Source organism: Bradyrhizobium sp. CIR18 (genome assembly GCF_014198295.1).
Taxonomy (GTDB): Bacteria; Pseudomonadota; Alphaproteobacteria; order Rhizobiales; family Xanthobacteraceae; genus Bradyrhizobium.
In genome coordinates this window covers 37,287-61,669 of record NZ_JACIHF010000007.1, presented here as the reverse complement: position 1 = coordinate 61,669, position 24,383 = coordinate 37,287, and the positions used below count along the sequence as shown (strand labels likewise).

General features: G+C 64.2%; 17 protein-coding genes and 1 pseudogene. 6 read left to right on the top strand and 12 right to left on the bottom strand.

Annotation, left to right across the window (positions count from 1 at the left end; all coding sequences use genetic code 11):
* Positions 1-262: 262 nt before the first annotated feature.
* Both GGD65_RS22300 and GGD65_RS22295 read right to left on the bottom strand, forming a co-directional pair.
* A complete protein-coding gene (locus tag GGD65_RS22300; RefSeq protein ID WP_183236629.1) occupies positions 263-1,012 on the bottom strand; it encodes a hypothetical protein in 750 nt (249 codons plus the stop codon).
* 87 nt (positions 1,013-1,099) lie between these two features.
* Positions 1,100-1,822 (bottom strand): hypothetical protein, encoded by a 723-nt coding sequence (locus GGD65_RS22295; RefSeq protein ID WP_183236628.1) that lies wholly within the window; start codon positions 1,820-1,822, stop codon positions 1,100-1,102.
* Positions 1,823-2,238: 416 nt separating this feature from the next.
* On the opposite strand from GGD65_RS22295, the gene GGD65_RS22290 reads away from it, so the two are divergent.
* Complete coding sequence (locus GGD65_RS22290) at positions 2,239-2,796, top strand: hypothetical protein (protein WP_183236627.1); 558 nt, start codon at positions 2,239-2,241, stop codon at positions 2,794-2,796.
* 99 nt (positions 2,797-2,895) lie between these two features.
* Here GGD65_RS22290 and GGD65_RS22285 read toward each other — a convergent pair whose 3' ends face one another.
* Both GGD65_RS22285 and gltB read right to left on the bottom strand, forming a co-directional pair.
* Complete coding sequence (locus GGD65_RS22285; RefSeq protein WP_183236626.1) at positions 2,896-4,347, bottom strand: glutamate synthase subunit beta; 1,452 nt, start codon at positions 4,345-4,347, stop codon at positions 2,896-2,898.
* Between the two features lie 160 nt (positions 4,348-4,507).
* Positions 4,508-9,241, bottom strand: coding sequence for a glutamate synthase large subunit (gene gltB / locus GGD65_RS22280; RefSeq protein ID WP_018316170.1), 4,734 nt, complete (start codon positions 9,239-9,241; stop codon positions 4,508-4,510).
* A 491-nt stretch (positions 9,242-9,732) separates the two neighbouring features.
* Here gltB and GGD65_RS22275 point away from each other — a divergent pair, with 491 nt between their 5' ends.
* Positions 9,733-10,524, top strand: coding sequence for a hypothetical protein (locus GGD65_RS22275; protein WP_183236625.1), 792 nt, complete (start codon positions 9,733-9,735; stop codon positions 10,522-10,524).
* A gap of 206 nt (positions 10,525-10,730) precedes the next feature.
* On the opposite strand, the gene GGD65_RS22270 is transcribed toward GGD65_RS22275, so the two are convergent.
* Complete coding sequence (locus GGD65_RS22270; protein WP_183236624.1) at positions 10,731-11,501, bottom strand: alpha/beta fold hydrolase; 771 nt, start codon at positions 11,499-11,501, stop codon at positions 10,731-10,733.
* 284 nt (positions 11,502-11,785) lie between these two features.
* Positions 11,786-12,247: an Hsp20 family protein gene (locus tag GGD65_RS22265; RefSeq protein ID WP_026201620.1), complete on the bottom strand. Its 462-nt coding sequence runs from the start codon at positions 12,245-12,247 to the stop codon at positions 11,786-11,788.
* A 221-nt stretch (positions 12,248-12,468) separates the two neighbouring features.
* Between GGD65_RS22265 and GGD65_RS22260 the strand changes: the two genes are divergently transcribed.
* Positions 12,469-13,416, top strand: a complete 948-nt coding sequence (locus tag GGD65_RS22260) for an alpha/beta fold hydrolase (RefSeq protein WP_018316166.1) — start codon at positions 12,469-12,471, stop codon at positions 13,414-13,416.
* 215 nt (positions 13,417-13,631) lie between these two features.
* Here the strand turns inward: GGD65_RS22260 and GGD65_RS22255 are convergent, their stop codons facing one another.
* Positions 13,632-16,394: a di-heme-cytochrome C peroxidase gene (locus GGD65_RS22255; protein ID WP_183236623.1), complete on the bottom strand. Its 2,763-nt coding sequence runs from the start codon at positions 16,392-16,394 to the stop codon at positions 13,632-13,634.
* Positions 16,395-16,586: 192 nt separating this feature from the next.
* Positions 16,587-18,383: an adenylate/guanylate cyclase domain-containing protein gene (locus GGD65_RS22250; RefSeq protein WP_177237068.1), complete on the bottom strand. Its 1,797-nt coding sequence runs from the start codon at positions 18,381-18,383 to the stop codon at positions 16,587-16,589.
* Positions 18,384-18,627: 244 nt separating this feature from the next.
* On the opposite strand from GGD65_RS22250, the gene GGD65_RS22245 reads away from it, so the two are divergent.
* Entirely contained in the window at positions 18,628-19,260 is a 633-nt protein-coding gene (locus GGD65_RS22245; RefSeq protein WP_183236622.1) for a LysE family translocator, read from the top strand.
* A 125-nt stretch (positions 19,261-19,385) separates the two neighbouring features.
* Here the strand turns inward: GGD65_RS22245 and GGD65_RS22240 are convergent, their stop codons facing one another.
* Positions 19,386-20,138 (bottom strand): sulfite exporter TauE/SafE family protein, encoded by a 753-nt coding sequence (locus tag GGD65_RS22240; RefSeq protein ID WP_183236621.1) that lies wholly within the window; start codon positions 20,136-20,138, stop codon positions 19,386-19,388.
* A gap of 169 nt (positions 20,139-20,307) precedes the next feature.
* Here GGD65_RS22240 and GGD65_RS22235 point away from each other — a divergent pair, with 169 nt between their 5' ends.
* Positions 20,308-21,198 (top strand): LysR substrate-binding domain-containing protein, encoded by an 891-nt coding sequence (locus GGD65_RS22235; protein WP_092255480.1) that lies wholly within the window; start codon positions 20,308-20,310, stop codon positions 21,196-21,198.
* 126 nt (positions 21,199-21,324) lie between these two features.
* Positions 21,325-21,606: pseudogene (locus GGD65_RS22230) on the top strand (SIR2 family protein); the annotation flags it as partial.
* Positions 21,607-21,755: 149 nt separating this feature from the next.
* Here GGD65_RS22230 and GGD65_RS22225 read toward each other — a convergent pair.
* From GGD65_RS22225 to hisN, 3 genes are all read right to left on the bottom strand, one after another.
* Positions 21,756-21,992, bottom strand: coding sequence for a DUF3551 domain-containing protein (locus GGD65_RS22225; protein ID WP_092255938.1), 237 nt, complete (start codon positions 21,990-21,992; stop codon positions 21,756-21,758).
* A 125-nt stretch (positions 21,993-22,117) separates the two neighbouring features.
* Positions 22,118-23,083 carry a tripartite tricarboxylate transporter substrate binding protein gene (locus GGD65_RS22220; RefSeq protein ID WP_183236620.1) on the bottom strand — a complete coding sequence of 322 codons (966 nt, stop codon included), beginning with the start codon at positions 23,081-23,083 and terminating at the stop codon, positions 22,118-22,120.
* A gap of 21 nt (positions 23,084-23,104) precedes the next feature.
* Positions 23,105-23,887: a histidinol-phosphatase gene (gene hisN / locus GGD65_RS22215; protein WP_018316157.1), complete on the bottom strand. Its 783-nt coding sequence runs from the start codon at positions 23,885-23,887 to the stop codon at positions 23,105-23,107.
* Positions 23,888-24,383: the final 496 nt, after the last annotated feature.

Genomic DNA, 24,383 nt, shown 5'->3' with positions numbered 1-24,383 from the left:
GTCCGCCTGCCAGAGTGCGGCTTCGTTGCGCGACGCCGGCCTGAGTTCGACCGCCGACATGAGGGTGCCGGGAACGAATTCGTAGTTGCGATCGCTGAGGCTCACCGAGGTGGCCGGTAAGACCTGCTGATAGCCCGGATACCGGTCCTTGAGCACGCTGCCAAGGGTCGGTGGCCGCGCGCAAGCCCCGACCGCCACCGCCAGAACGGCGGCAGCGGCCCGAAGTGCAAATACGCTCATGCGCATGAATCAGCCGCTGGATCTATCGTAGTGGTGCGGGCATGGCCGTGACGGCGAAGATCTGATTGCCCTCGGTAAGCACCATCGCCGGCTTGTCGGGCGTGCCGACCTGCACGGGCGTAACGTTGAACCCGAGATTCGCCTTCACCTTGGAAGCGATGTCGAACTGCAATGTCGCACTGACTCCCGCGACGAAGTAGATTTTCACCGTGACGTCACCGGCGATGGCTGACGTGAGCACTCTGCTGAATGAGGGGCACCGTGCCAGCGCCTCGTTGGACCAATTCATCAGGACGTCAAACGGCGCCGCGTATTTTACCGCGTTCTTGATATCGACCGTAACGTCCTTGATGTACTTCGCGTCGATGGCCGAGAGCTTGAAAATGGTGTCCTCGGGCCTTGCGCCGGATACGGTAAATTCGCCAGTGAGGGTAATCTCTGTCTTGTAGCGCCAGTCTTGTACACGCAACGTGTTGCGTGGAGTGGGCATCACGGCTTGGTTCGGGTTGCAGTAGAAGCCCATATCGCCGTGAGAATAGGTCCCACCCTGCGTCCTGCCCTTTTCCCTCGTCGCCCTCCAGACGCTGCCAAGGTAGCCGCTCTGGAAGTGAAGCGGGTCATTGCTGGGCGCTTCGATAAAGGGCGCAAACACGCTGTAGCCCGGATAGGTCTGGCTGACGATATCGGCAAAGCGCTCGAGGCCGAAGTCGCGCGCATGTGCGGTGGACACCGCCGTGCACAAGGCGACGGCGGGAAGCAAATATCTCAACATGATGCCCCCAAAAGAATATCAAGTACAAAGTTGAAAGCTAGACCAGACGTTTCCCGCCGACAACCTAGAATGTGTGCGTTGTCCCGTCTATCGTACTAGTTCGGTAGCGATGCCCACCCATCGATCCGGCAACTTTGCGGAATAGGCGAATTCATCTCCCGCCGCCTTCCGAAAGGCGACCGGTCTGTCCGGCGACAGCGTCCTTGCCGCGCTATCGAGTTGTCGAGGCGACAGTGGACGGTGCGAGACGATCGTGACGTCTACGGTGGCAACCAGCGATCGGCTGATGACCGATCGATTGCCGGACGTGGCGGCGCAGGCTGCATCGGCGTCGCTCCGAGCCGAGAACTCGTTCAAGCGATCGAACGGGATGCTGAACATCCGGGGCTGAGAAAGCTCCAGACTGTATCCTTTGAGAGAGCCCAGAGTCTCCTGGTCGAAGCCGAACAGCAGCATCGCCTCGCGGATGTCCGATCCCGGCTCGGGTGAACGCGTTGATTGCGATTGCCTGTAGGTGGAGGTTCTTTGCCCGCTGCCATAGTCGATTCCGGGGACGGGACAAATGGTCGCGCCGGACAGGCGTAGTATCTTGCCTTTGTCCGACAGCGTATTGACGTCCACCCTCGCGATCATCGCGCCGGGGAATAGCGCCCGAGAGGATGTTGGGTCGAAGCGCTCCAGCGGCACAACGAGATCCACGCCGAAGCGGCGTAGCGTACTCGCGAAGGTCCCGGCCGACGACGCAAACGCGCCGCCGTCACCGATGACGGCGATGCAAAGCGCGCAGACCACCAGAAAAGTACGCCGCATTCTGTGCTTTCGTCGTCGTCGGTCGTTGTTGCCCGGAAGAAGGCCTGAAGGTCCGCCGCCGGCCTTCTCGGGTTTGCAGGGTTCGCTAAAGCGAAGGGTAGGGCGTAGGGGTGCTTGCCCCGAAACGCGTCGTACGAATTGATCAATCTTTGCGTGTATGCGACTAATTGAACGCTGACAGAAGCCTCGGCTGATGCGGCGAGCCTAGAGTTTCAGGAGTCATTGCACAAGCCATTGCCGAATTGGGAGCGTTTATGAATAGAGTTTTCCTTTTTTGTTTTGCATCGATGTTCGCCGTTCCGACTCACGCACAGAGCCTGCTGGACAAGGCTCCGATCGACGTTGCGGTCGGCACCGCGGTGAACGTCACCCGAATTGGAAACGCGCTTGCAGTCTCGGGCAAGGCCGAGCTGGCCATGAAGCAGGCGAGCCGCACATTCGAGGCGCTGCTGCCTGCGACCAGCAAACAGCTCCCTTGCCGCGGGGGAAATTTGGTCAAGTCCGTGACGTTATCCAACGTCTCGTTTGGTCAGACGAACTGGGGCGCGGCGAGTTCATCGCTGCCGATCTCGGTCGATGCGCATGTCGAGCTCTGCAACGCCCTGCTGCGCGATCTGTATATGCGTGTCACCGTTCCCATCGCCGTCGCGGGGCCGGGTAAGCCCGGATCGCAGTCACAATACGTGACTGTCGGGGAGCCGGCGATCGTTCCGGTCGGATTTGTATCGGCGAGCGTAGATCACCTCGCCCACGCTCGCATCGTCGACATGACGAAGAGGAAGCTCGATCCGCTGGTCGCACAGATGAATGCCGCCATCGGCCGCTTCGTGAAACGCGCCGATGTGCTGGCCGGCACGCGCGCCACGATCGAATCGATCGCGTTGGAGAGCGACGGCAGCGCGCTCAGCGTGCGCGTCGCATTTTCGGGTCAGGTCTCGACCAAAACCGCCAGCGGATGGCTCGGCGGCATCTGATTGCGCATCGATCCGGACATCTCATTCGGATCGGGCAAACGATGTGGTGTGCTCGGGATAGCTCCGAACCTGAGGAAGTGAGTCCTGCCGCGGAAAATCTCAGCGCGGCAGATCCGTTTTCCCCATCAGGAACGTGTCGATCGACCTTGCGCACAGCCGCCCTTCGCGGATCGCCCACACCACCAGCGACTGGCCGCGGCGCATGTCGCCGGCGGTGAAGACGTTCGGGCGGGAGGTCTGGTAGTCCAGCGTGTTGGCCTTGACGTTGCCGCGCGGGTCGAGCTCGACGGCGAGCATCTTGAGCAGGCCCTCGTGCACGGGGTGGACGAAGCCCATGGCAAGCAGGACGAGCTCGGCCTCTAACTCGAACTCGGTGCCGGCAATCGGCTTGAACTTGTCGTCGACATGCACGCAGTGCAGCTTCTTGACCTGGCCGTTCTCGCCGGAAAACTTCTGGGTCAGCACGGCGTATTCGCGCACCGCGCCTTCGGCCTGGCTCGAGGACGTCCGCATCTTCAGCGGCCAATTCGGCCAGGTCAGGCCCTTGTTCTCGCGCTCGGGCGGGGCGGGCATGATCTCGAGCTGGGTCACGGACAGCGCGCCCTGGCGCAGCGAGGTGCCGATGCAGTCGGATCCGGTGTCGCCGCCGCCGATGACGACGACGTGCTTGCCGCCGGCCAGGATCTCCTGGACGCCGTTCAGCGGCTCGCTGGCGACGCGGCGGTTCTGCTGCGGCAGGAAGTCCATGGCGTAGTGGATGCCTGACAGCTCGCGGCCGGGAATCGGCAGGTCGCGCGGGGCTTCCGCGCCGCCGGTCAGCGCGACGGCGTCATATTCGTTGAGCATCTCGCGCGGATCGACATTGCCGTCGACGCCGACATGGCTGTTGTAGTGGAAGGTGACGCCTTCGCCTTCCATCTGCTTGACGCGGCGGTCGATGACACCCTTCTCCATCTTGAAGTCGGGGATGCCGTACCGCAGCAGGCCGCCGGCCTTGGCATACTTCTCGAACAAATGCACGTCGTGGCCGGCGCGCGCGAGCTGCTGGGCGCAGGCCATGCCGGCCGGGCCCGAGCCGATCACCGCGACCTTCTTGCCGGTCTTGACCGCAGCGATCTCGGGCTTCAGCCAGCCATTGTCCCAGGCGCGGTCGACGATCGCGCATTCGATGGTCTTGATGGTGACGGGGTTGTCGTCGATGTTGAGCGTGCAGGAGGCTTCACATGGCGCAGGGCAGATGCGCCCGGTGAACTCCGGGAAATTGTTGGTCGAGTGCAGATTGCGCGAGGCTTCTTCCCAATTGCCCTGGTAGACGAGGTCGTTCCAGTCGGGGATCTGGTTGTTGACCGGGCAGCCGGGCGTGCCGGGCGCGACCGAGCCGGTGCCGTGGCAATAGGGAATGCCGCAATTCATGCAGCGCGCGGCCTGGTCGCGCGTTTCCTTCTCGGTCAAGGGAACGACGAACTCGTTGTAATGCTTCACGCGTTCGGCAACCGGCGTGTACTTGCGGTCATGCCGTTCGATTTCCAGAAAACCCGTGATCTTGCCCATTAAACCCGAAGTCCCTGCCGCTTAAGTTCTTTGTTCTCTCACTCCTCATCCTGAGGAGCGGCGCGCTCTTCGCGCCGCGTCTCGAAGGATAGAGGCCCGGATGGTGGTCTCATGGTTCGAGGCGGCGCTTTCCGCGCCTCCTCACCATGAGGGCTTTCTCTTACGCCCCGATCGCGATTTTCGGCTCGGCGTCCGCGTTGGCGGCCATCTCGCGCAGCGCGCGCCGGTACTCGACCGGCATCACCTTGCGGAATTTGGGCAGCCATTCCTTCCAATTGGCAAGGATGTCGGCGGCGCGCTTGGAGCCGGTGGCTTTCGCATGACGCGAGATCAGGACGTGCAGCCGCTCGACGTCGGAGGCGAGCAGGTTGTTGAACACGTCGACCCGGCCGTGCGCCTCGAGGTCACCGGAATGGTGATAGGTGCCGGCGTTGATCAGCTCCTCCGACAGCACCGGCTCGAGCTCGACCATCGCCATGTTGCACAGCCTGTCGAAATCACCGGTCTCGTCGACCACGTAGGCGATGCCGCCGGACATGCCGGCCGCGAAGTTGCGCCCGGTCTTGCCGAGCACGACCACGATGCCGCCGGTCATGTATTCGCAGCAATGATCGCCGGCGCCCTCGACCACGGCGACCGCGCCGGAATTGCGCACGGCAAAGCGTTCGCCGGCGATGCCGCGGAAATAGCACTCGCCCTCGATCGCGCCGTACATCACGGTGTTGCCGACGATGATGCTCTCTTCCGGCACGATGGCGGAGTTCTTTGGCGGCTTGACGATGATCTTGCCGCCCGAGAGGCCCTTGCCGACATAGTCGTTGCCTTCACCTTCGAGCTCGAAGGTGACGCCGTGGGCGAGCCAGGCGCCGAAAGCCTGGCCTGCGGTGCCCTTGAGGCTGACATGGATGGTGTCGTGCGGCAGGCCGGCATGGCCGTAGATCTTGGCGACCGCACCGGACAGCATCGCGCCCGCGGAGCGGTTGGTGCTGTTGATCGTGGCCTCGATCTTCACCGGCGCGCCGCGGTCGAGCGCAGGCGTTGCCTTCTCGATCAGCGAGCGGTCGAGCACCGCCTCCAGATGATGGTTCTGGCGCTCGGAGTGGTAGATCTTCTGGCCCTTCTCTTCCTTCTGCTTGACGAACAGCTTGGAGAAATCGAGGCCCTTGGCCTTCCAGTGCGCGACCAGTTTGGTCTGGTCGAGCAGCTGTACCTGGCCGACCATCTCGTTGAAGGTGCGGAAGCCGAGCGAAGCCATGATCTCGCGGACTTCCTCCGCAACGAAGAAGAAGTAGTTGATCACGTGCTCGGGCTGACCGGTGAAGCGCTTGCGCAGGACGGGGTCCTGGGTCGCGACGCCGACCGGGCAGGTGTTGAGATGACACTTGCGCATCATGATGCAGCCGGCCGCGATCAGCGGCGCGGTGGCGAAGCCGAACTCGTCGGCGCCCAGCAATGCGCCGATCACGACGTCACGCCCAGTGCGGAAGCCGCCGTCGACCTGAACCACGATGCGGCTGCGCAGCCGCTCGCGCACCAGGGTCTGGTGGGTTTCGGCTAGCCCAATCTCCCAGGGCGAGCCGGCATGCTTGATCGAGGTCAGGGGCGAAGCACCGGTGCCGCCTTCGAAGCCGGCGATAGTGACATGGTCGGCGCGCGCCTTGGCGACGCCCGCGGCCACCGTGCCGACGCCGATCTCGGAGACGAGCTTGACCGAGACGTCGCCCGTCGGGTTGACGTTCTTGAGATCGTAGATGAGCTGCGCCAGATCCTCGATCGAGTAGATGTCGTGGTGCGGCGGCGGCGAGATCAGGCCGACGCCCGGCGTCGAGTGCCGGACCTTGGCGATGGTCGCATCGACCTTGTGGCCGGGCAGCTGACCGCCTTCGCCGGGCTTGGCGCCCTGCGCCATCTTGATCTGCATCATGTCGGAGTTGACGAGATACTCCGTGGTGACGCCGAAGCGGCCCGAGGCGACCTGCTTGATCGCCGAACGCATGGAATCGCCGTTCGGCATCGGCTTGAAGCGGTCGGCTTCCTCGCCGCCTTCGCCGGTGTTCGACTTGCCGCCGATCCGGTTCATGGCGATGGCGAGCGTGGTGTGGGCCTCGCGCGAGATCGAGCCGAAGCTCATCGCGCCCGTGGCGAAGCGCCTGACGATGTCCTTGGCGGGCTCGACCTGGTCGACCGGGATCGGCTTGCGCTTCTCTTCGTCGGCGTTCTTGATCCGGAACAGGCCGCGCAGCGTCAGAAGCCGCTCCGACTGCTCGTTGAGGATCTTTGCGAAGGCGCGATAGCGCTCCTGCGAATTGCCGCGCGCGGCGTGCTGCAGCAGCGACACCGATTCGGCGGTCCATGCATGGTCCTCGCCGCGGCTGCGATAGGCGTATTCGCCGCCGACGTCGAGCGCGGTCTTGTAGACCTGCGCCTCGCCGAACGCGTCGGCATGACGGCGCACCGCCTCCTCGGCGATCTCGCCAAGGCCGACGCCCTCGACGCGGGTATGCGTGCCCGCGAAGAACTTTGCGACGAAGTCCGCCTTGAGGCCGACCGCGTCAAAAATCTGCGCGCCGCAATAGGACTGGTAGGTCGAGATGCCCATCTTGGACATCACCTTCAAAAGGCCCTTGCCGATCGACTTGATGTAGCGCTTGACGATCTCGTAATCGTCGAGCGAGCCGGGCAGGCGGTCCTTCATCGCGACGATGGTCTCGAACGCGAGATAGGGATTGATCGCCTCGGCGCCGTAGCCGGCCAGGCAGGCAAAGTGATGCACTTCGCGCGGCTCGCCGGATTCGACGACGAGACCGACCGAGGTGCGCAGTCCGACGCGGATCAGATGATGATGCACGGCGGCGCAGGCCAGCAGTGCCGGGATCGGCACCCGGTCGGTGCCGACCATGCGGTCGGACAGGATGATGATGTTGACGCCCTCGCGCACCGCGCTTTCGGCGCGCGCGCAGAGCTCGTCGAGCACCTGGTCCATGCCGGCCGCGCCGAGACCGGCGTGGAAGGTGGTGTCCAGCGTGCGCGACTTGAAGTGCGACTCGGCGACGTCCGAGATCGAGCGGATCTTTTCGAGATCCGCGTCGGTCAGGATCGGCTGGCGCGCTTCGAGGCGCTTGGTGGTGGCAAGGCCCTGCAGATCGAACAGGTTCGGCCGCGGTCCAATGATGGAGACGAGGCTCATCACCAGCTCCTCGCGGATCGGGTCGATCGGCGGGTTGGTGACCTGTGCGAAGTTCTGCTTGAAGTAGGTGAACAGCGGCTTGGCCTTGTCCGACAGCGCCGAGATCGGCGTGTCGTTGCCCATCGAGCCCGCGGCTTCCTCACCCGTGGCCGCCATCGGCGTCATCAGGATCGCGATGTCTTCCTGGCTGTAGCCGAACGCCTGCTGGCGATCGAGCAGCGACAAATTGGAGCGCACGCCTGTCGTCGGCACCTTCGGCAGCTCTTCCAGCACGATCTGGGTCCGCTCCAGCCACTCCTTGTAGGGATGGCTCTTGGCGAGCTCGGCCTTGATCTCGTCGTCCGGGATCAGGCGGCCCTGTTCGAGGTCGACCAGCAGCATCTTGCCGGGCTGCAAGCGCCACTTGGTGATGATCTGGTCCTCGGGGATCGTCAGCACGCCCATTTCGGACGCCATCACGATGCGGTCGTCCTTGGTGACGAGATAGCGTGCGGGCCGCAGGCCGTTGCGGTCGAGCGTGGCGCCGATCTGGCGACCGTCGGTGAAGGCGATCGCGGCGGGGCCGTCCCACGGCTCCATCAGCGCGGCATGATATTCGTAGAAGGCGCGGCGCTTCTCATCCATCAGCGGATTGCCGGCCCACGCCTCCGGAATCATCATCATGACGGCGTGCGGCAGCGAGTAGCCGCCCTGCACCAGGAATTCGAGCGCGTTGTCGAAGCAGGCGGTGTCCGACTGTCCCTCGTAGGAGATCGGCCAGAGCCGGTTGATATCCTTGCCGTAGAGCTCGGAGCTCACCGAGGCCTGCCGCGCCGCCATCCAGTTGGTGTTGCCGCGCAGCGTGTTGATCTCGCCGTTATGCGCGATCATGCGATAGGGATGCGCCAGCGACCAGGCCGGGAAGGTGTTGGTCGAGAAGCGCTGATGCACCAGCGCGAGCGCGCTCTCGAAATCTGTCTCGTGCAGGTCGGGATAGTACTTGCCGAGCTGGTCGGCGAGGAACATGCCCTTGTAGATCACGGTGCGGCAGGACATCGAGCAGGGGTAATAGCCTGCAAGGCCGCGGTCGCGGCGCTGGTAGATCGCCTGCGAGATCGACTTGCGCAGGATGTAGAGCCGACGCTCGAACTCGTCCTCGGTCTTGGCGGTGCCGTTGCGGCCGATGAACACCTGCATGCAGGCGGGCTCGGTCGGCTTCACGGTGACGCCGAGCGAGGAATTGTCGGTCGGCACGTCGCGCCAGCCGAGCAGGGTCAGGCCCTCCTCCTTGATCTGGTCGGCGATGATGCTCTTGATGACGTTGCGCCAGGCGGTGTCGCGCGGCATGAACAGCGCGCCGATGGCGTATTCGCCGGGTGCGGGCAATGCGAAGCCGAGCTCCTTCGCCTTGCGGCTGAAGAAGGCGTGCGGGATCTGCACCAGGATGCCGGCGCCGTCACCGGCGCGCGGGTCGGCGCCGACGGCGCCACGATGCTCGAGATTACACAGGATGCTCAGCGCGTCCGCGACGATCTCGTGCGACTTCTTGCCCTTGATATTGGCGATGAAGCCGACGCCGCAGGAATCCTTTTCCAGGCTCGGATCGTAGAGGCCAACGGCTGGCGGGCGCGAATTGTGTTCCTGAATCGGATCGGTCGTTTTCGAGGCGACCGTCGCCGACAGCTCTTCTGCCACGATGTTTGCGCGCTCGAATTGCGACCCGTTCATTGTTCCAATCCTCTCCATGCGGCAAGCTGCCTCACCGCCATCATCGGCGCACCTTGGGCGTTCCGCGGCACCCGCCTCTGGGTCACCGCTCGTCCGCTAGCGAGCCGCATTTTCTTAAATTCAGGCCAAGGCGTTCTTCGTCCCCGAGAACGGCTTTGCCCGTTGCCTTATGGTGCTCGAAAGCACCCGCTTTCGTTGCAATTCCAATGCCGGAACCGCAAGCAAAATTGAGACAGTCTTCCTGTCCTAACCATCACCTTGCCAAATTTTTGTCTAGCACACAAGCGTGCGGAAGTCCCGATTCCCGATATGTCAATCAATCGCTTTCCGAAAGTTGCGCGGCCCCGGTTTTGAAGCAACGCGCCCCGATTCGGCCCTGTGGGCGCCGAAATCCCAAATGAAGCTTCGGATCAACCCTTCGAAAGGCGCGCCACGCCGCAAGAAGCGAAAGAGCGCGAGGCATTCGGGGGCCTGACAGGAGCGTGTCGACGATGAAGTTTTTCACAGGATGTGTGGCTGCCGCCACGCTGGCGCTCGCCATGAGCGCCGGGCATGGGCAGGTTTTGGCGCAAGTTCCCGCGAACGGTATTGCGAGAGGGGCGATCATCCCGGCGTCGGATTTCGACGGACCCTATGCGCCCCCCGAAGCCGCCCCGCCACCGCCGCCGCGTTACGGCCAAGGCTACGGTTACGGCTATGGTTACGAAGAGCGCGGTCCGGCGTTGCTGCCGTCGACCGAGGTCTACGCGGTCTTGCGTGAAAACGGCTTCTCGCCGCTCGGCATCCCGCGCCTGCGCGGCAGCGTCTACACCATCGCGGTGATCGACCGTCGCGGTGACGACGGCCGGCTCGTGATCAACGCCCGCGACGGGCGGATCATCCGTTTCATGCCAGCCGCCGACGCCTACGGCATGGCGCCCGCCTATGACGAGCGCGCGGCCTCGCCTTACGGTCCGCAAAGCGCGCTGCCGCCGCCGACCGTGATCCGCGGCGGCCCGCCGCGGCCGCCGGCCTTGATCCCGCACGTGGCGAGCCGCGCCGTGCCGCTGCCGAGGGCCGCCCCGCGACGCGGCGAGACGCCGGTCGCCGTCGCCAAGCCGGCCGAACCTGTGACGCAGCAGGCTCAGGCGCCGCAGGCCCAAGCCCCGCAGCAGACCGCTGCCGCGCAGGCCAAGCCTGCCGAGGCCGCGCCACAAGCCATCGCGCCAACCGTGGGCCAGGCCAAGCCGGCACCGACGATTCTGCCGACGCAGGAGATGCCTGCCGCGCAGGGGCTGGATTAGCACTGCGAGTTTGACGCGATCGCGCCGGCCACACCCACGCCGTCGTCCCTGCGAACGCAGGGACCCATACCGCGTGATCTATCGGTGCGGAAGAGGTGCGAGTACCGGACCACTGGCCTTCGTTCGCGGGGACGACATCCGGGAGACTGAGCAAAACAAAAAGCGCCCGAGGATCTCGGGCGCTTTTGCGATGTCGCGGCGAAGCCTCAGCTCCGCGGATACCCGGCCGCTTCCAGGATCAAATTCGCGACCTCCTTCGGATGCGACACCAGCGAGAGGTGGCCTGCGTCGAGTTCGATCGTGGTGGCGTTCATGCGCTTGGCGAGGAAGCGCTCGAGATCGGGATTGATGGTGTAGTCGTTCTTCGACACCGCGTACCAGCTCGGCTTCGAATGCCACGCCGCTTCCGTGGTGCGGCCGGCGAAGATCGACGCCGCGGTCGGCCATTGCACGGCGTAGAGCTCTTTGGCCTGTTCGGGCTTCACGCCGTTGGCGAAGTACTTCAGGAAGGCCTCTTCCGAAAGCTTGGTGTAGCCGTCGCGCTCGACGATGCCGGCGCGGACGGGGCCGGTTGGAAACTGTTTCGACAGTGCGACGAAATCCTCGTTCGCATCCGGCGCACGGGCGGCGACATAGACGAGCCCGGTCACTTTCGGATCGGTGCCGACCTGGCTGATCACGGTGCCGCCCCAGGAATGCGCGATCAGCACCGTCGGACCATCCTGCTCGGCCAGCGCGCGCTTGGTCGCCTCGACCGAGTCCGCAAGCGACGACAGCGGATTCTGCACCGCGGTCACGTGCAGGCCTGCGGCCTGGAGGATCGGGATCACCTCCGACCAGCTCGAGCCGTCGGCCCAGGCACCGTGCACCAGCACGACGTTTTTCGCCTTCACCGTTTGCGGCGTCTGCGCATGAGCAAGGCTGAGGGGAGCCGCCAGCAGGCTCGCGGCGACAAAAAGGCTGCGCCAGAGTGACATGATCTTTCTCCGTCTTGTTTTGGGTTCGATCTCGAAAGGACGGCACGTGGAGCGTCGGCGTTACGCGCGGTCACCAAGCTGTGACAAGCGTCTGGTCGGGGAGCATCGCGATTGCGCAATCGATGCAGCTATCTCTGGTTTCCCGCGCCTGAACCGGACCAGACTTAGAATGACGACCCGAACCTGTATTTCCATTTCGACCGAAAACAAAAGCCGCGGACTGAGCACGCAAAAAACGCCCCGGGGCACCGGGGCGTTTTCGCAACCTGGAAGTGGCCTATTGCTTAGGCGGCGACCGAGTTCTCGATCACCTGCGCCTTGGGTGCGCTGGTGTTGATCGCGATCTGGCGCGGCTTCTTCGCCTCGGGAATCTCACGGACGAGGTCGACGTGAAGCAGCCCGTTCTCGAGCGAGGCGTCCTTCACCTGTACGAAGTCGGCGAGCTGGAAGGCGCGCTCGAAGGCACGCGCGGCGATGCCGCGGTAGAGCACTTCGGACTTGCTGTTCTCGTTGGCGACTTTCTCGCCCTTGATCGTCAGCGTGTTTTCCTTCGCGACGATGGAGAGCTCATCCCTGGCGAAGCCCGAGACCGCAACGGTGATGCGGTAGGCGTTCTCGCCGGTACGCTCGATGTTGTAGGGGGGATAACCGGGGCTGCCGTCCGAGCTGGCCTGGTCGAGCAGGCTGAAGAGGCGGTCGAAGCCGACGGTGGAACGATAGAAGGGGGTGAGATCATAGCTACGCATGGTCAAGTCCTCCATTGAGCGACTGTTGGGTAACCCGCCCGCCAATCGGGCCGGGCTTTAGTCTGTGTGCAGCCTGATGTTCCGGTTCCGAAACACTGGTAGCGGCCTGCACGAAGATGATATGGGTGGAACGAGACGGCGTTCAAGAGGGCGGCAATCAGCGCCTTTTCGGCGCTCCCGCCCCTTGATTTGCAGCACTTCGCGCCCAAGCACTTCCAATCATGACGCTGGTCTCGATCCCGTCCAATCCCGTCCCCGAAGACGTCGTCAGCGGTACCATCAAGACGCCCGATGGTGCCGAGCTGCGCTTTGCGCGCTGGGCGCCGCCGGCGAACCGCAAGGGCACCGTCTGCGTCTTCACCGGACGCAGCGAGCAGATCGAGAAATATTTCGAGACCGTGCGCGATTTGCGCGACCGCGGCTTTGCCGTGGCGATGATCGATTGGCGCGGGCAGGGCCATTCCTCGCGCCGCCTGCGCGACCCGCGCAAGGGCTATGTGCGCGACTTCGCCGATTTCGAGGTCGATGTGGAGGCCTTCGTGCAGCAGGTCGTGCTGCCGGACTGCCCGCCGCCCTTCTTCGCGCTGGCCCACTCCATGGGCGGCACGGTGATGCTGCGGGTGGCGCATGCGGGCAAGCGCTGGTTCGATCGCATGGTGCTGTCGGCACCGATGATCGACCTGCCCGGCCGCACCACCTCGCTTCCGGTGCGTGCGCTGCTCAAGACCATGCGCCTGCTCGGGCAGGGCGGCCGTTATGTCCCCGGCGGCAGTGACCGTCTCACCGGGCTCGATCCCTTCATCAACAATCCCGTGACCAGCGATCCGGTGCGCTATGCGCGCAATGCCGCGATCCTGGAGGAGGACCCGACGCTCGGGCTGGCATCACCGACCGTGGCGTGGGCCGACACCGCCTTCCGCGCCATGAACACCTTCAAGGGCAAGAACTACCCCTCGCAGATCCGCCAGCCGATCCTGATGCTGGCGGCCTCCAACGACGCCGTGGTCTCGACCGCGGCGATCGAGGAGTTCGCCTATCATCTGCGCGCCGGCTCCCATCTCGTGATCGCCGGCGCCAAGCACGAGATCCTCCAGGAGCAGGACCGCTACCGCTCCCAGTTCTGGGCCGCCTTCGACGCCTTCGTGCCGGGCACGCCGTTGTTTAAGTGAGGAGACCTTCTCCCTCGCCCCGCTCATGTCCGCCGAAGCCTTGGCGAAGGCGGATGCGGGGACGCGACGAGCTTCGCTCGCGCTGAGAGGGTCGGGGTGAGGGGGAGTCTCCGCGGGGGTGGTGAGAGTTGGATTCACGGAGAGTCCCCCTCACCCGAATTCGATCTGCGATCGAATTCGACCTCTCCCCGCAAGCGGGGAGAGGTGAAGATCATCTACAGCGTCTTCAGATACTCGATCAGGTCGTAGCGCTCGTTATCGTCCTTGAACATGCGGCCGATGACGCCGTCGCGTTTCGGTTCGCCTTCCTTGCGCTCGAAGGAATGGCCGAGCACGCTGTTGCCCTGGACCGGGTCCTTCTCCGATCCCGCCGAGAACTGCGTTTCGCCCGTCTTGCACGTCTCATCCGCGGTCACCGCAAAGCCGACGGTGACGGGATCATAGTCGCGGCGGCCCATGCAGAATTTGGTTGGGCGCTCGTTCGCCGGCTTCAGCAACCAATACAGCGAAGGCACCGAACCGTTGTGCAGGTAAGGCGCCGTTGCCCAGATGCCGTTCAATGGCCGCGCGCGATAGCGCGGGTCGGGCGCCGGATTGAGACAATTCTTGCGCGCGAGATTCCACAATTTCGCCCGTTCGGCCTCCGGGACCTTCTCGTCGTCCATCCATTTGCGGGCGACGAGATCGACCACCGTCATGAGCCCGAGCGCATAGACCATCTCATTGGGCGATTTGCTCGCGGTCGGGATGTCGCATTGCCACCATTTCTGGAGGTCGGCCGTATTCACCTTCAGGAAGCCGGGCACATCGACGATCCTGTTGCTGAGAACAAGGGATTGTTCGGGATCAGTCTTGATCTCCTTGAGGGGAATCGTGACCGCGTTCAGGACCTTGCTGTCGCCGCTCGCCTCCCAATGAGCCGAGGACCAGAAAGCCTTGGTGTTGACGGCCGGCAGGTGACATCCGGAACACATCTCGGCGTAGATCTTGCGGCCGTTCTCGACCTTGGCCTGATCGATCCTCCATGCATGGCCGAGGATCTGCGAGGGCCATTGCGGCGCCAGCAGGCCGCCGAATTTCGGATCGGCAGAGGGATCGGCCGGCTTGAATGGATCGGGGCCTCTCAACATGTCCTCGATCCAGCCGAGTGTCCTGATGTTCACTGAGGACCGCCACAGCCGGTCCTCCGGATAGGCGTCGGACAGGTTGAGCAGCGCCGTCACGCCGAGCGCTTCGCCGGCGTTGCGGATCAACGGCTGCTCGATCGACGCGTCGTACTGGGCGAATTTGAACCAGGGCACGGTCCAGATCGCGGGGTAGCTAACCGGAGCATCCTGGGCATGCAGGTTCTTCTCGAAGCCCTTGATCCCGCTCAGCGCGAGATCCTGCGAGAAGACCTGGTTGCCGATGCGATTGAGAGCGTCGAGGCGGCCGAACCCTTCCTCCGTGTCCTGCTGCTGCCTGCCGTTCCAGGTCTTCTTGCTTTCAACCGTCTTTTGCTGGGTTTTCGCCCAGTCGATCAGGAACGTGCCGATCGCGCTGAGCTTCTGCTTGAGTGCGGCGCGGTCAGTCTTGCTGGCATCGGTGCCGAGCACGCGATCGGCAAAGCGCTGGAAGCGGAACGGGACATACAGGGTGTAGGCGATCGACAGGCCGGTCGAGAGCTCCAGCTTTTTCAGGTCGGTCATGGCCGGGCCGCCGTCGAAGCGCACGTCCACGCCCTGGTAATGGATCTGGCCGGTGTGGCAGGCCGCGCAGGTCAGCCCGATCTTGTCTTCCTCGCGACGGCCGGTCGCGGGATCGACGACGCCGGTCATCCGCGCGAAACCGACCGGCAGGCCGTCGACGTTCTCCACCGGCGTCCATCTGGTCGACCAGTCCGGCACCTGCGTCGTCTCGTAGACATTGGCGTAACCGAAGCGGCGCAACGTCGTCGTGTCGGTCTGGATCGATTGCGGGCTCGGGATGAAGCCGAAGCCTTCGAGGTAGGCGCTGTCCTTCATCATGCCGGGCTTCGAGAACAGATGAAGGCGTGGCTGCTCCAGCGCCATGAACCATTCATAGGGCACGGGGAAGGTCGCGGTGCCCTGGCTGGCATGGTGGAACCAGTGCCGGTCCTTCAGCGACCAGTTTTGCTCGAGCCAGAAAGCGGCCTTCGTCTCCGGGACCGCAGGCAAGGGCGGCGGCAGGAGATTTACGAGAATTCCCTTCTGCGGCAGCATGGCGCGAACCTGATTGGGGAATTCGGCCACCGCGACAAGAGCAACGAGGCCGACGGCGACCAGCAAGGCCGCAAGCTTGAGGGCGCCCCGCACCACGCGCTGGCAGGTCGATAGCACCGGCGGGACCAGTCGCTGGTTGATGCGCGCGGGGAATTGGCGCTCGTTTAACAGCGTGCGCACGTCGGCAACGCTGAGATAGCGATCCTCGCCCGTGCCCTTGCCGATGATCTTCAGGAGGATCGGCCATTCGAACTTCATCAGCAGCGGGTAGTACCAGCGCGCGGCGCTGCCGGCGCGCTTGAGGTTGTCGCGCATGAAGATTTCGATTTCCGAGGCGTTGAGGCCCAGCTCGGAGCCGCCATTCGGATCGGTGTAAGTCCGGCCGAAACTCGCGAACCGAGCGATCTCGTCCTCGTTGACCTTGCCGTCGACGCCGAGGATGCGCGAGCCGGCACCGCGTTTGTCCAGCGGGCCGCCGCGCAGCGCATCGAGCTGCGCGCCCGAAAAGATGCTCTTGAGGATGTGACCGAGACCGTTGGCGATGAGCGCCACGCCGCGGACCTGGAGCCGGGCAGACGCCTTCTTCAGCCCGGTCTCGCCGGTCGCGTTCGCGATCGTCTCCGACAGCTTGCCGAGCGGGACGGTGCCGCCCTCGACGAAGCCCTCGCCGACGAGGCCGCGCAGGAATGGGCAGGGATTGTTCGGCGAGACCTGGATCGAGGGATCGAACGGCGGTTTCGAAGCGGGGTCATGCATGGCCCAAAATCCTGAAAACAGCGAATCGTGAAATGAGGCGCCGATCAAGCGCGGAAAGTCCTAACAAACCGACATCAGATTATACTACTTCAGCGTGTGGCGAAGTGTGGCCGAATTCACTGTCCTGTCAACAAGCAGGCGGTTCTGGCCAAAGACCAAAGGGAACGGCTGCGGGAGACCGCGGTCTGCCGGTCAGGACTCGGCGACGCGTTTGACGTCGCTCTGAACCAGGGTCAGCTTGCCGAGCGGCACGCCGGCCTTCAGCAGCCCCTCGCGATAATGGGCGAGATCCTCGGGCCGCTTCCAGTGGAAGTTGCGCAAATGACGATCGACATTGAGGGTCGGGTAGTTGCCCATCAGCACGCCCGTCGCCTCGCTCGCCTCGGCGCTCCGGCCCAATTGTGCCAGGGCCGCGGCGCGGATCGCCAGCGCCTGCATGTGGTTGGGGTTGATGTAGAGCTGCTCGCGCGCCCATGACAGGGTCGCGTCATATTGGCGCAACAGATAATGGCTGAAGGCGTTCAGTGCCGCCCATTGGTAGCGCGGGTCGCTGTTGTCGCGTTGCGCGGCCATCGAGAACAGCTCGATCGCCTCCCGGTGCTCGCCGATAACGAAATGGCAGATGCCGAGGACGCCCCGCGCGCCCATGTCGTAGGGATTGAGCGCGACCGCGCGCTTGGCCGCGTCCATCGCCGCCTCATAATGCCCTTCCATGGCGTGCGCCCAGGACAGGATCGAGAACGCAAAGGACGAGCGCGGGTCGAGCCGGACGCTGGTTTCGGCGAGGTTCATCGCCTCGGCCCACATCTCGCGCGTGCCCTTGACCCAGCCGAACTGGATGCTCTGGATCTGGATCGTGGCGAGATAGGCGTGCGCGATCGACAGTTTGGGATCGACCCTGATGGCTTCCCGGAACAGATCGACGGCGGTGGCCAGGTCCTCCTTGGTCTGCCGGTAGTAATGCGACAGCCCCTTGAGGAAGCGATCCCAGGCGGTGACGTCGGTCGAGAGCCGCGCGGGCGCCGAGGCTTCGGCACGGACGATCTCGGTGGCGATGGCGGCGGACAGATTGGTCGTGATCTCGTCCTGCATCGCGAAGAAGTCGCCGATGTCGCGGTCGTAACGGCCGGTCCAGAGCTGCTCGCCGGTCTCCGGCGCGATCAGCTCGGCGGTGACGCGGATCTTGGCTCCGGCGCGCCGCACCGAACCCTGGATCAAATAGGTGGCGTCGATCTCGCGCGCGATCAGGCGGGTGCTGGTGTTCCTGCCCTTGAAGGCGAAAGTCGAGTTGCGGCTCAGCACGCGATAGAAGGATTGCAGCGACAGCGCGTGGATCAGATCCTCGGTGAGGCCGTCGGAGAAATATTCGTCCTGGGCATCGCTGAGATTGGCGAAGGGCAGCACGCCGACGATCGCGGTGCGGTATTGTTGCGAGAGGGCGGACGCCTCCCGGAGCTCGGGCGCGAGCGCCGGCGCACCCTCGGGTGTCCAGGTCCAGACCCCGACCGCATCCTTGATGTTCTTGAAGCGATGATTGCCGGCATCGACCAGCGGCACGCTGAGATGCTTGCTCGCCTCCTTGTAGGCCTTGGCCGAGATCGCAAAGCCGCCCGGACTCGCGACCGATTCCAGACGGACGGCAATGTTGACATCGTCACCGAATACCTCGTCCTCATCGGCGATGACGTCGCCCATATGGATACCGAGGCGGAACTGCATGGCGCGGTCAGCCGGCAGATGGTGGTTGCGCTCCGCCATCAGCGTCTGCATCGCGATCGCGGCCTCGGTGGCGCCGACGATCGAGGGGAACTCCAGCAGGAAGCCGTCGCCGGTGTTCTTCACGACACGGCCGCCGTGATTGAGGATGATCGGGTGGATCGCGCTGCGATGGGCCTTGAAGGCGGCATGGGTGCCGGCCTCGTCGCTGCCCATCATGCGCGAATAGCCGGCGACATCGGCGCAGACGATGGCGGCCAGACGTCTTTCCATATCCCGGAAGCTCCAAGGGATCGATAAGTGATCGTGAAGGGACCTGGGACTGGCCACAGCGTGGCAAGTCGGCTCGAATCCCGCATTTCAAGAACCTCGCCTTTATAAAGCAGATGTGGCCGAGCGGAAGCATGATCCGCATTGCAAATTCGAGGTAAATCCCACGCAATCCCGGCGGTGGACGGCGGCGGCCGAACCGACTAAGCGGAATTGCGACCGCACGAACGGGCAGGGGCACCTTTGCATGCTGGGCATTCACGAAATCGGGCTCTTCATCCTCTCGGGCGTGCTGCTCAACATCACGCCGGGGCCTGATTCCGTCTACGTCATCGGTCGCAGCATGCAGATGGGCTGGCGGGGCGGCGCCGCGGCCGCATTCGGCATCAGTTGCGGCTGTTTTGTCCATGTCGCGGCCGCCGCGATCGGCCTTTCGGCCCTGCTGATGGCCTCGTCGACCGCCTTTTCGATCCTGAAGCTGGTCGGCGCGGCCTATCTCGTGTTCACCGGGATTCAGGTGCTGTGGTCGCGCCCGGTGCTGGCGGTGTCGATCGACGAGCCGGTGCGAAGCTCGCTGCGGCGGGTGTTCGTACAAGGGGTCTTCACCAACGCGCTCAATCCCAAGGTCGCGCTGTTCTTCCTGGCCTTCCTGCCGCAATTCGTTGCGGCCGATTCACCGCACAAGCCGCTCGCCTTCCTGACGCTCGGCCTGATCTTCATCTCTACGGGGACGCTGTGGTGCCTGGTGCTGGCCGCCTTCGCGGCCAAAGCCGCCCACCGGCTCCGCGAGTCCGAGGGCGCGATCGCCTGGGTCAACCGCGCGCTCGGCGGCCTCTTCATCTATCTCGGCATCCGCGTCGCCATGCTGGAGACGCGGTAGCTCGTTCGAACGGATGAGGGAAGCCGCGTAGGGTGGGCAAAGGCGCACTTGCGCCGTGCCCACCACCTCTCTCGGTCACAAAAAATGCGTGGGCACGCTTCGCTTTGCCCACCCTACGATCTGCCTCAAACGAATTCCTTCGCCAGCGCGCTGCCGGCGAGATAAAGGCCGAGCAGGATCATCGCGATCAGGAACCAGCGGCGGAACGCTTCCGCCGGCATTCGCGCCCGCACCGACTGTCCCACGAACATGCCGGCAAAAGCCATGGCCATGCCCACCGCGCCCGGCACGACATTGGCTGGCGTCAACAGGCCAACGGCGGTGAGGTTGAACGCGAGCGCCAGCGTCGCTGTCGTGAAGAACACGCCGAGCGCCTGAACCAGCTCGTCCTTCTCCATGCCGATCGCCTGCATGAACGGCATCGAGGGGATCACCTGCACGCCGGTCGAGGCCGAGATCACGCCGGTGACGACACCGACCACGCCGCCCACCCATTTCTCGTTTTGCTGCGCGACGCGGAATTGGAGCTTGTTCAGACCGATCACGGCATAGATGACGAGCAGGACGCCGAGCACGATCGTGCCGTAGCGCGCATGCGGCCCGGTCAGCGCGCCGGCATTGAGCCAGCATCCGATCACGGTGCCGATCATCAGCGGCCACAGCCGCTTCAGGATGTCGCGCAGATAAGGGCCGACGAAGGTCTGCCAGATGTTGGTGACGATGGCGGGCACGATGACGATGGCGATCGCGCGGCTGGGCGTCATGCTCACCGCGAGCAGGCCCATGGACACGGTCGGCAGGCCGAGCCCGACCACGCCCTTGACGAATCCGGCGATCAGGAAGACGGCGGCGATGACAATGAGAAGCGGGTCGATCATGTCGGCACATTGACCGAAGCCGCGCGCGGGCACAATCTGGAGGTTACGGAGTAAGCCTTCGTTGAAGGCGAAGGCTGGCGCATGATCCGGACCCGCAGGGCCGCGTCAGCGCAAAGTGCGCAGCGGTTTTCCGTCAAGATCGTGCTCCAACAACAAGAAGAGACCTGCCATGCGTTTCGACCTCGTCGACCTCCAGCTGTTCATCGCGGTCGCCGACCAGCGCAGCATCACCCGCGGCGCAGAGCGGTCGCATCTGGCCCTGGCCTCGGCCAGCGCGCGCATCAAGGGGCTCGAGGACGCGCTCGGGGTCGCGCTGCTCAAGCGCGGACGGCGCGGCGTCGAGCTGACCGCGGCGGGCGAAAGCCTGCTCGACCATGCGCGGCTGGTCATCCACCAGATCGACGCCATGCGCGGCGATCTCGCCGGCTTTGCCTCTGGCGTGCGCGCCAGTGTGCATTTCCTCGCCAACACCTCCGGCCTGTCCGAGCACCTGCCGAAGGCGCTGGCCGGCTTTCTGCGCGAGCATCGCGACATCGCCGTCGACATCGAGGAGCGCGAGAGCACCGACATCGCGGCCGCGATCACCGCAGGCGCGGCCGATCTCGGCTTCGCCGCCGAGCACGCGCTGCCCGATCATATCGAGCGCTTCGTGTTCAGCGAGGACCGCCTGGCGCTGGTGACCTCGCGCCGCGGCCCGTTCGCCGGCCGCCGCCAGATCGATTTCCAGGAGGCGGGGGCGTGCGAGTTCGTCGGGCTGACCAGCGCCACTGCGCTTCAGATGCATATTTCGAAGCACGCGGCGCGGCTCGGCATGCGCCCGCATTTCCGCGCACGCCTGCGCGATTTCGACGCGATCTGCCAGATGGTCGCCGCCGATGTCGGCGTGGCCCTCGTGCCCGAATCCGCCGCCCGCCGCTGCGCCAAGCTGATGCCGCTCGCCATCGTCCGCCTGCGCGATGCCTTCGCCAACCGCCGCCTCGTGATTTGCGCGCGCAGCTTCAAGGCGCTGCCACGGCCGGCCAAGATGCTGGTGGAGCATTTAAGGGCAGAGACGGTGTGAGCAGTGCCGTCGCGATCGAGGAGCGACGTCCTGACAGACCGCGCCTAGTGCGTGTTCGATTTCTGCCATTTCTCCAGGTCGACCGGTGGCCGCTTCGGATCGATCGGGTCTTTCTCCGGATTGCTCAATTCCCCGCTAGATATCCGTTTCCGCGCCGACGCCTTGGGAAGCATGCTGTTGTTGGTCGGCTACAGCATGTCCGACCCCAACATACGTCTGCTCCTGCATCGGCATATTTGGGACGATTCCGGCCACCGCCAGGACCGGCCGAAATCCCTTGTATTTGTCGCGCAGCGCAATCCTGTGCAGGAAGCCGTCTTGGCGAACTGGGACATCACCACCATTGCGCCGATGGATGGCGTGACCGCTTCCCGCGATCAAGGCTGCCGTGATCGCGCCCGCCGATGAACCGGCCACCCAATCGATCCGCGGTGCCAGATCAGTCAGGGCTTCGAATGCCCCGCCATGATAGGCACCTAGGCCCAGGCCGCCGAGAAGACCACGGCCGTCAGGGATCGCTCCGGGTCCATGGCACGGCTCGCCTTAGCGGAGGTTACTTACCGGTATTCCCTGTAACGGCGTGCCTGGGCATAGCGCGGGTTGATGCCGCAATAGGCGTGCGTGCCCGAGGCGGTCGCCATGCATTGAGCGTAACTGGCAAACTGGCAATTGCCCGGATAGCCCCAGGTCCGGCCCTGGAGGCAGTAGCGATCCTGCGCAACTGCCGAGGTCGAACAGCCAAGGCACGCCATGAACGACAGAGTGGCGGCAGCTATCAGCAAACGACGCTTCATGGAAATCTCCAATTTCGACATTGAAACGCGGCCAGTGAGGCGGCGTTCCAAATGGGCTCGGCACGCCTGGGGTCGCGGCACATCGTGTTCGGCGAGGTCGGCCGCCAGCGGCCCGTCAGCCGGCCCTACTTCGCTGTCTCCACGCCGGCGTCCTTGATCACCTTGGCCCATTTCGCGGTCTCGTCCGCGATGAACTGCCGGAAGTGCTCCGGCTCGTCGCCGACCAGCGTCGCGCCCTGGGCGGCGAGCTTTCCCTTCACCGCCGGATCCGCCATCGCCTTGGTGGCGAGGCCATGCAGCGCCGTGACGATCTCCTTCGGCGTGCCCTTCGGTGCGACCATGCCGTACCAGTTCTCGATGTGGAGGCCGGCAAAACCCGCTTCCGCGGTGGTCGGCACATCGGGCGCGGTCGGCGCCCGCGCGACCGAGCCGACCGCAATGGGACGCAGCGCGCCGGCCTTGACCTGCGGCAGCAGCACGGGGAGATCGAGAAACGTCATCTGCACCTGCTGGCCCAAGAGATCGTTCACCGCCGGAGCTGCGCCGCGATAGGGCACGTGGACGATGTCGATCTTCGCCGTCAGCTTGAACAGCTCGCCAGCGAGGTGTGGCAGGCTGCCAGCGCCGGAGGAGGCGAAGTTGAGCTTTCCCGGCTGCGCCTTGGCGAGCGCGATCAATTCGCCGATGTCCCTGGCGGGCACGTTGGTGGCGATCACGAGCATTTCCGGCACGGTCGCAACCAGCGTCACCGGGGTGAGGTCGCTCAAGGTGTCGTAGGCGACCTTTTCCATGCTCGGGCTGATCGCGAGCGCGCCGGCTGAGGAGATCGCGATGGTGTAGCCGTCGGGGGCGGCCTTGGAGACCGCATCGGTGCCGAGCACGCCGCCCTGGCCGCCGCGATTGTCGATCAGCACCGGCTGCCCTGACAGCTCCGACATGCGCTGGCCGATCACCCGCGCGATGATGTCGTTGGGCCCGCCGGCCGGGAACGGCACGATCAGCTTGATCGGCTTCGTCGGAAAGTTCTGCGCGGACGCCAGCGTCGGCAGCAGCAGCCATAATCCAAGAAGAAGCCTGCGTGAGATGGTCATGCAAGCCTCCGCCCGCGTTTGTTATTGGTTGAGCAGCTTCAGTGCTTCTTCGTGAACCCGGGCATCCCCGGCCGCGACGATGCGGCCGCCGCCCTGGGCCGGTTTGCCTTCCCAGGTGGTGACGACGCCGCCGGCGCCGGTCACGATCGGGATCAGCGCTGCGATGTCGTAAGGCTTCAGCTCGGTCTCGACCACGAGATCGACGTGGCCGGCCGCCAGCATGCAATAGGAGTAGCAGTCGCCGCCATAGCGCGACAGACGCGCGCCCTGCTCGATACGGCTGAAAATGGCGCGGTCGCGGTCGTTCATCAGAAGCGGGCTGGTGGTGTAGGTCGTGGCTTCCGAAAGTGAGGCGCAGCGGCGGACCTGGAGCCGGCGCTCGCCGGACGGGCCCTTGTAGTTGGCCGAACCGTTGTCGCCGGAGAAGCGCTCGCCGATGAAGGGCTGGTGCATCATGCCGTAGACCGGCGCGCCCTTGTGCAGCAGCGCGATCAGCGTTCCCCAGATCGGAAAGCCGCCGATGAAGGATTTGGTGCCGTCGATGGGGTCGAGCACCCAGACATAGTCGGCGTCCTCGCGCTCGTTGCCGAATTCCTCGCCGACGATACCGTGCTGGGGGAAGTTGGCCTTGATCAGCCGGCGCATCACCGCCTCAGCGGCGCGATCGGCCTCCGTGACGGGGTCGAAATCCTTGGTCTTGCTCTTGTCGTCGATCGACAGCGAGGTGCGGAAGAACGGCAGGATAGTTTCGCCGGAGGCGGTGGCGAGCCGTCCGATGAAGGCGGAGAAGTCGATCACCGTCACAGGCCAAATCCTCAAAGCGAAAGTTGGATGGAGCTCCCTCCTGCCTAGCTCAATTCGCCTCCCGCGTGCAGCGCTGTCTTGATCTTGCACCCTGGTATTTTGGATGCCGAAGGCGGCTGCCTCATTCAAGTCATCTGCTGGCCAAATATCGATCACAGAGTTGAAAACTTAGTTCCGAATATGCCTTGTTCGTATGCAAATGACTATCAACCCATTGAATTTCCTTATCAAAGGAACTGAATCTGGGTTTCCATAGAAGCAATTGAGCCATGTGCGTACTGCATGGGAAACGGCTCGAAAGCCCTTGCACTTTGTGCGTCGCGGTCGCATATTGTTGCGGTGCGGTAGCGCTTGGCGTTACCGCTGCCCTCCTTGGGCGTTTCCTCCCTAGACTTGGGCCGCTTGCGTCATTCGCGAGCGGCCCTTTTTTCTTTGTGCCTCTCTTTTCGTTTCAACGTGCGCAGCGAAAGCGAAGCGAAGGCGCGCTCGCGCCAAT

Bases quoted from the DNA above. Each gene is read 5' to 3' on its own strand.
- gltB (WP_018316170.1), bottom strand. From the start codon at position 9,241: ATGAACGGGTCGCAATTCGAGCGCGCAAACATCGTGGCAGAAGAGCTG.
- GGD65_RS22250 (WP_177237068.1), bottom strand. From the start codon at position 18,383: ATGGAAAGACGTCTGGCCGCCATCGTCTGCGCCGATGTCGCCGGCTAT.
- GGD65_RS22295 (WP_183236628.1), bottom strand. From the start codon at position 1,822: ATGCGGCGTACTTTTCTGGTGGTCTGCGCGCTTTGCATCGCCGTCATC.
- GGD65_RS22265 (WP_026201620.1), bottom strand. From the start codon at position 12,247: ATGCGTAGCTATGATCTCACCCCCTTCTATCGTTCCACCGTCGGCTTC.
- GGD65_RS22240 (WP_183236621.1), bottom strand. From the start codon at position 20,138: ATGATCGACCCGCTTCTCATTGTCATCGCCGCCGTCTTCCTGATCGCC.
- GGD65_RS22300 (WP_183236629.1), bottom strand. From the start codon at position 1,012: ATGTTGAGATATTTGCTTCCCGCCGTCGCCTTGTGCACGGCGGTGTCC.
- GGD65_RS22275 (WP_183236625.1), top strand. From the start codon at position 9,733: ATGAAGTTTTTCACAGGATGTGTGGCTGCCGCCACGCTGGCGCTCGCC.
- GGD65_RS22220 (WP_183236620.1), bottom strand. From the start codon at position 23,083: ATGACCATCTCACGCAGGCTTCTTCTTGGATTATGGCTGCTGCTGCCG.
- GGD65_RS22255 (WP_183236623.1), bottom strand. From the start codon at position 16,394: ATGCATGACCCCGCTTCGAAACCGCCGTTCGATCCCTCGATCCAGGTC.
- GGD65_RS22285 (WP_183236626.1), bottom strand. From the start codon at position 4,347: ATGGGCAAGATCACGGGTTTTCTGGAAATCGAACGGCATGACCGCAAG.
- GGD65_RS22270 (WP_183236624.1), bottom strand. From the start codon at position 11,501: ATGTCACTCTGGCGCAGCCTTTTTGTCGCCGCGAGCCTGCTGGCGGCT.
- GGD65_RS22245 (WP_183236622.1), top strand. From the start codon at position 18,628: ATGCTGGGCATTCACGAAATCGGGCTCTTCATCCTCTCGGGCGTGCTG.
- GGD65_RS22225 (WP_092255938.1), bottom strand. From the start codon at position 21,992: ATGAAGCGTCGTTTGCTGATAGCTGCCGCCACTCTGTCGTTCATGGCG.
- GGD65_RS22290 (WP_183236627.1), top strand. From the start codon at position 2,239: ATGAAGCAGGCGAGCCGCACATTCGAGGCGCTGCTGCCTGCGACCAGC.
- GGD65_RS22260 (WP_018316166.1), top strand. From the start codon at position 12,469: ATGACGCTGGTCTCGATCCCGTCCAATCCCGTCCCCGAAGACGTCGTC.
- GGD65_RS22235 (WP_092255480.1), top strand. From the start codon at position 20,308: ATGCGTTTCGACCTCGTCGACCTCCAGCTGTTCATCGCGGTCGCCGAC.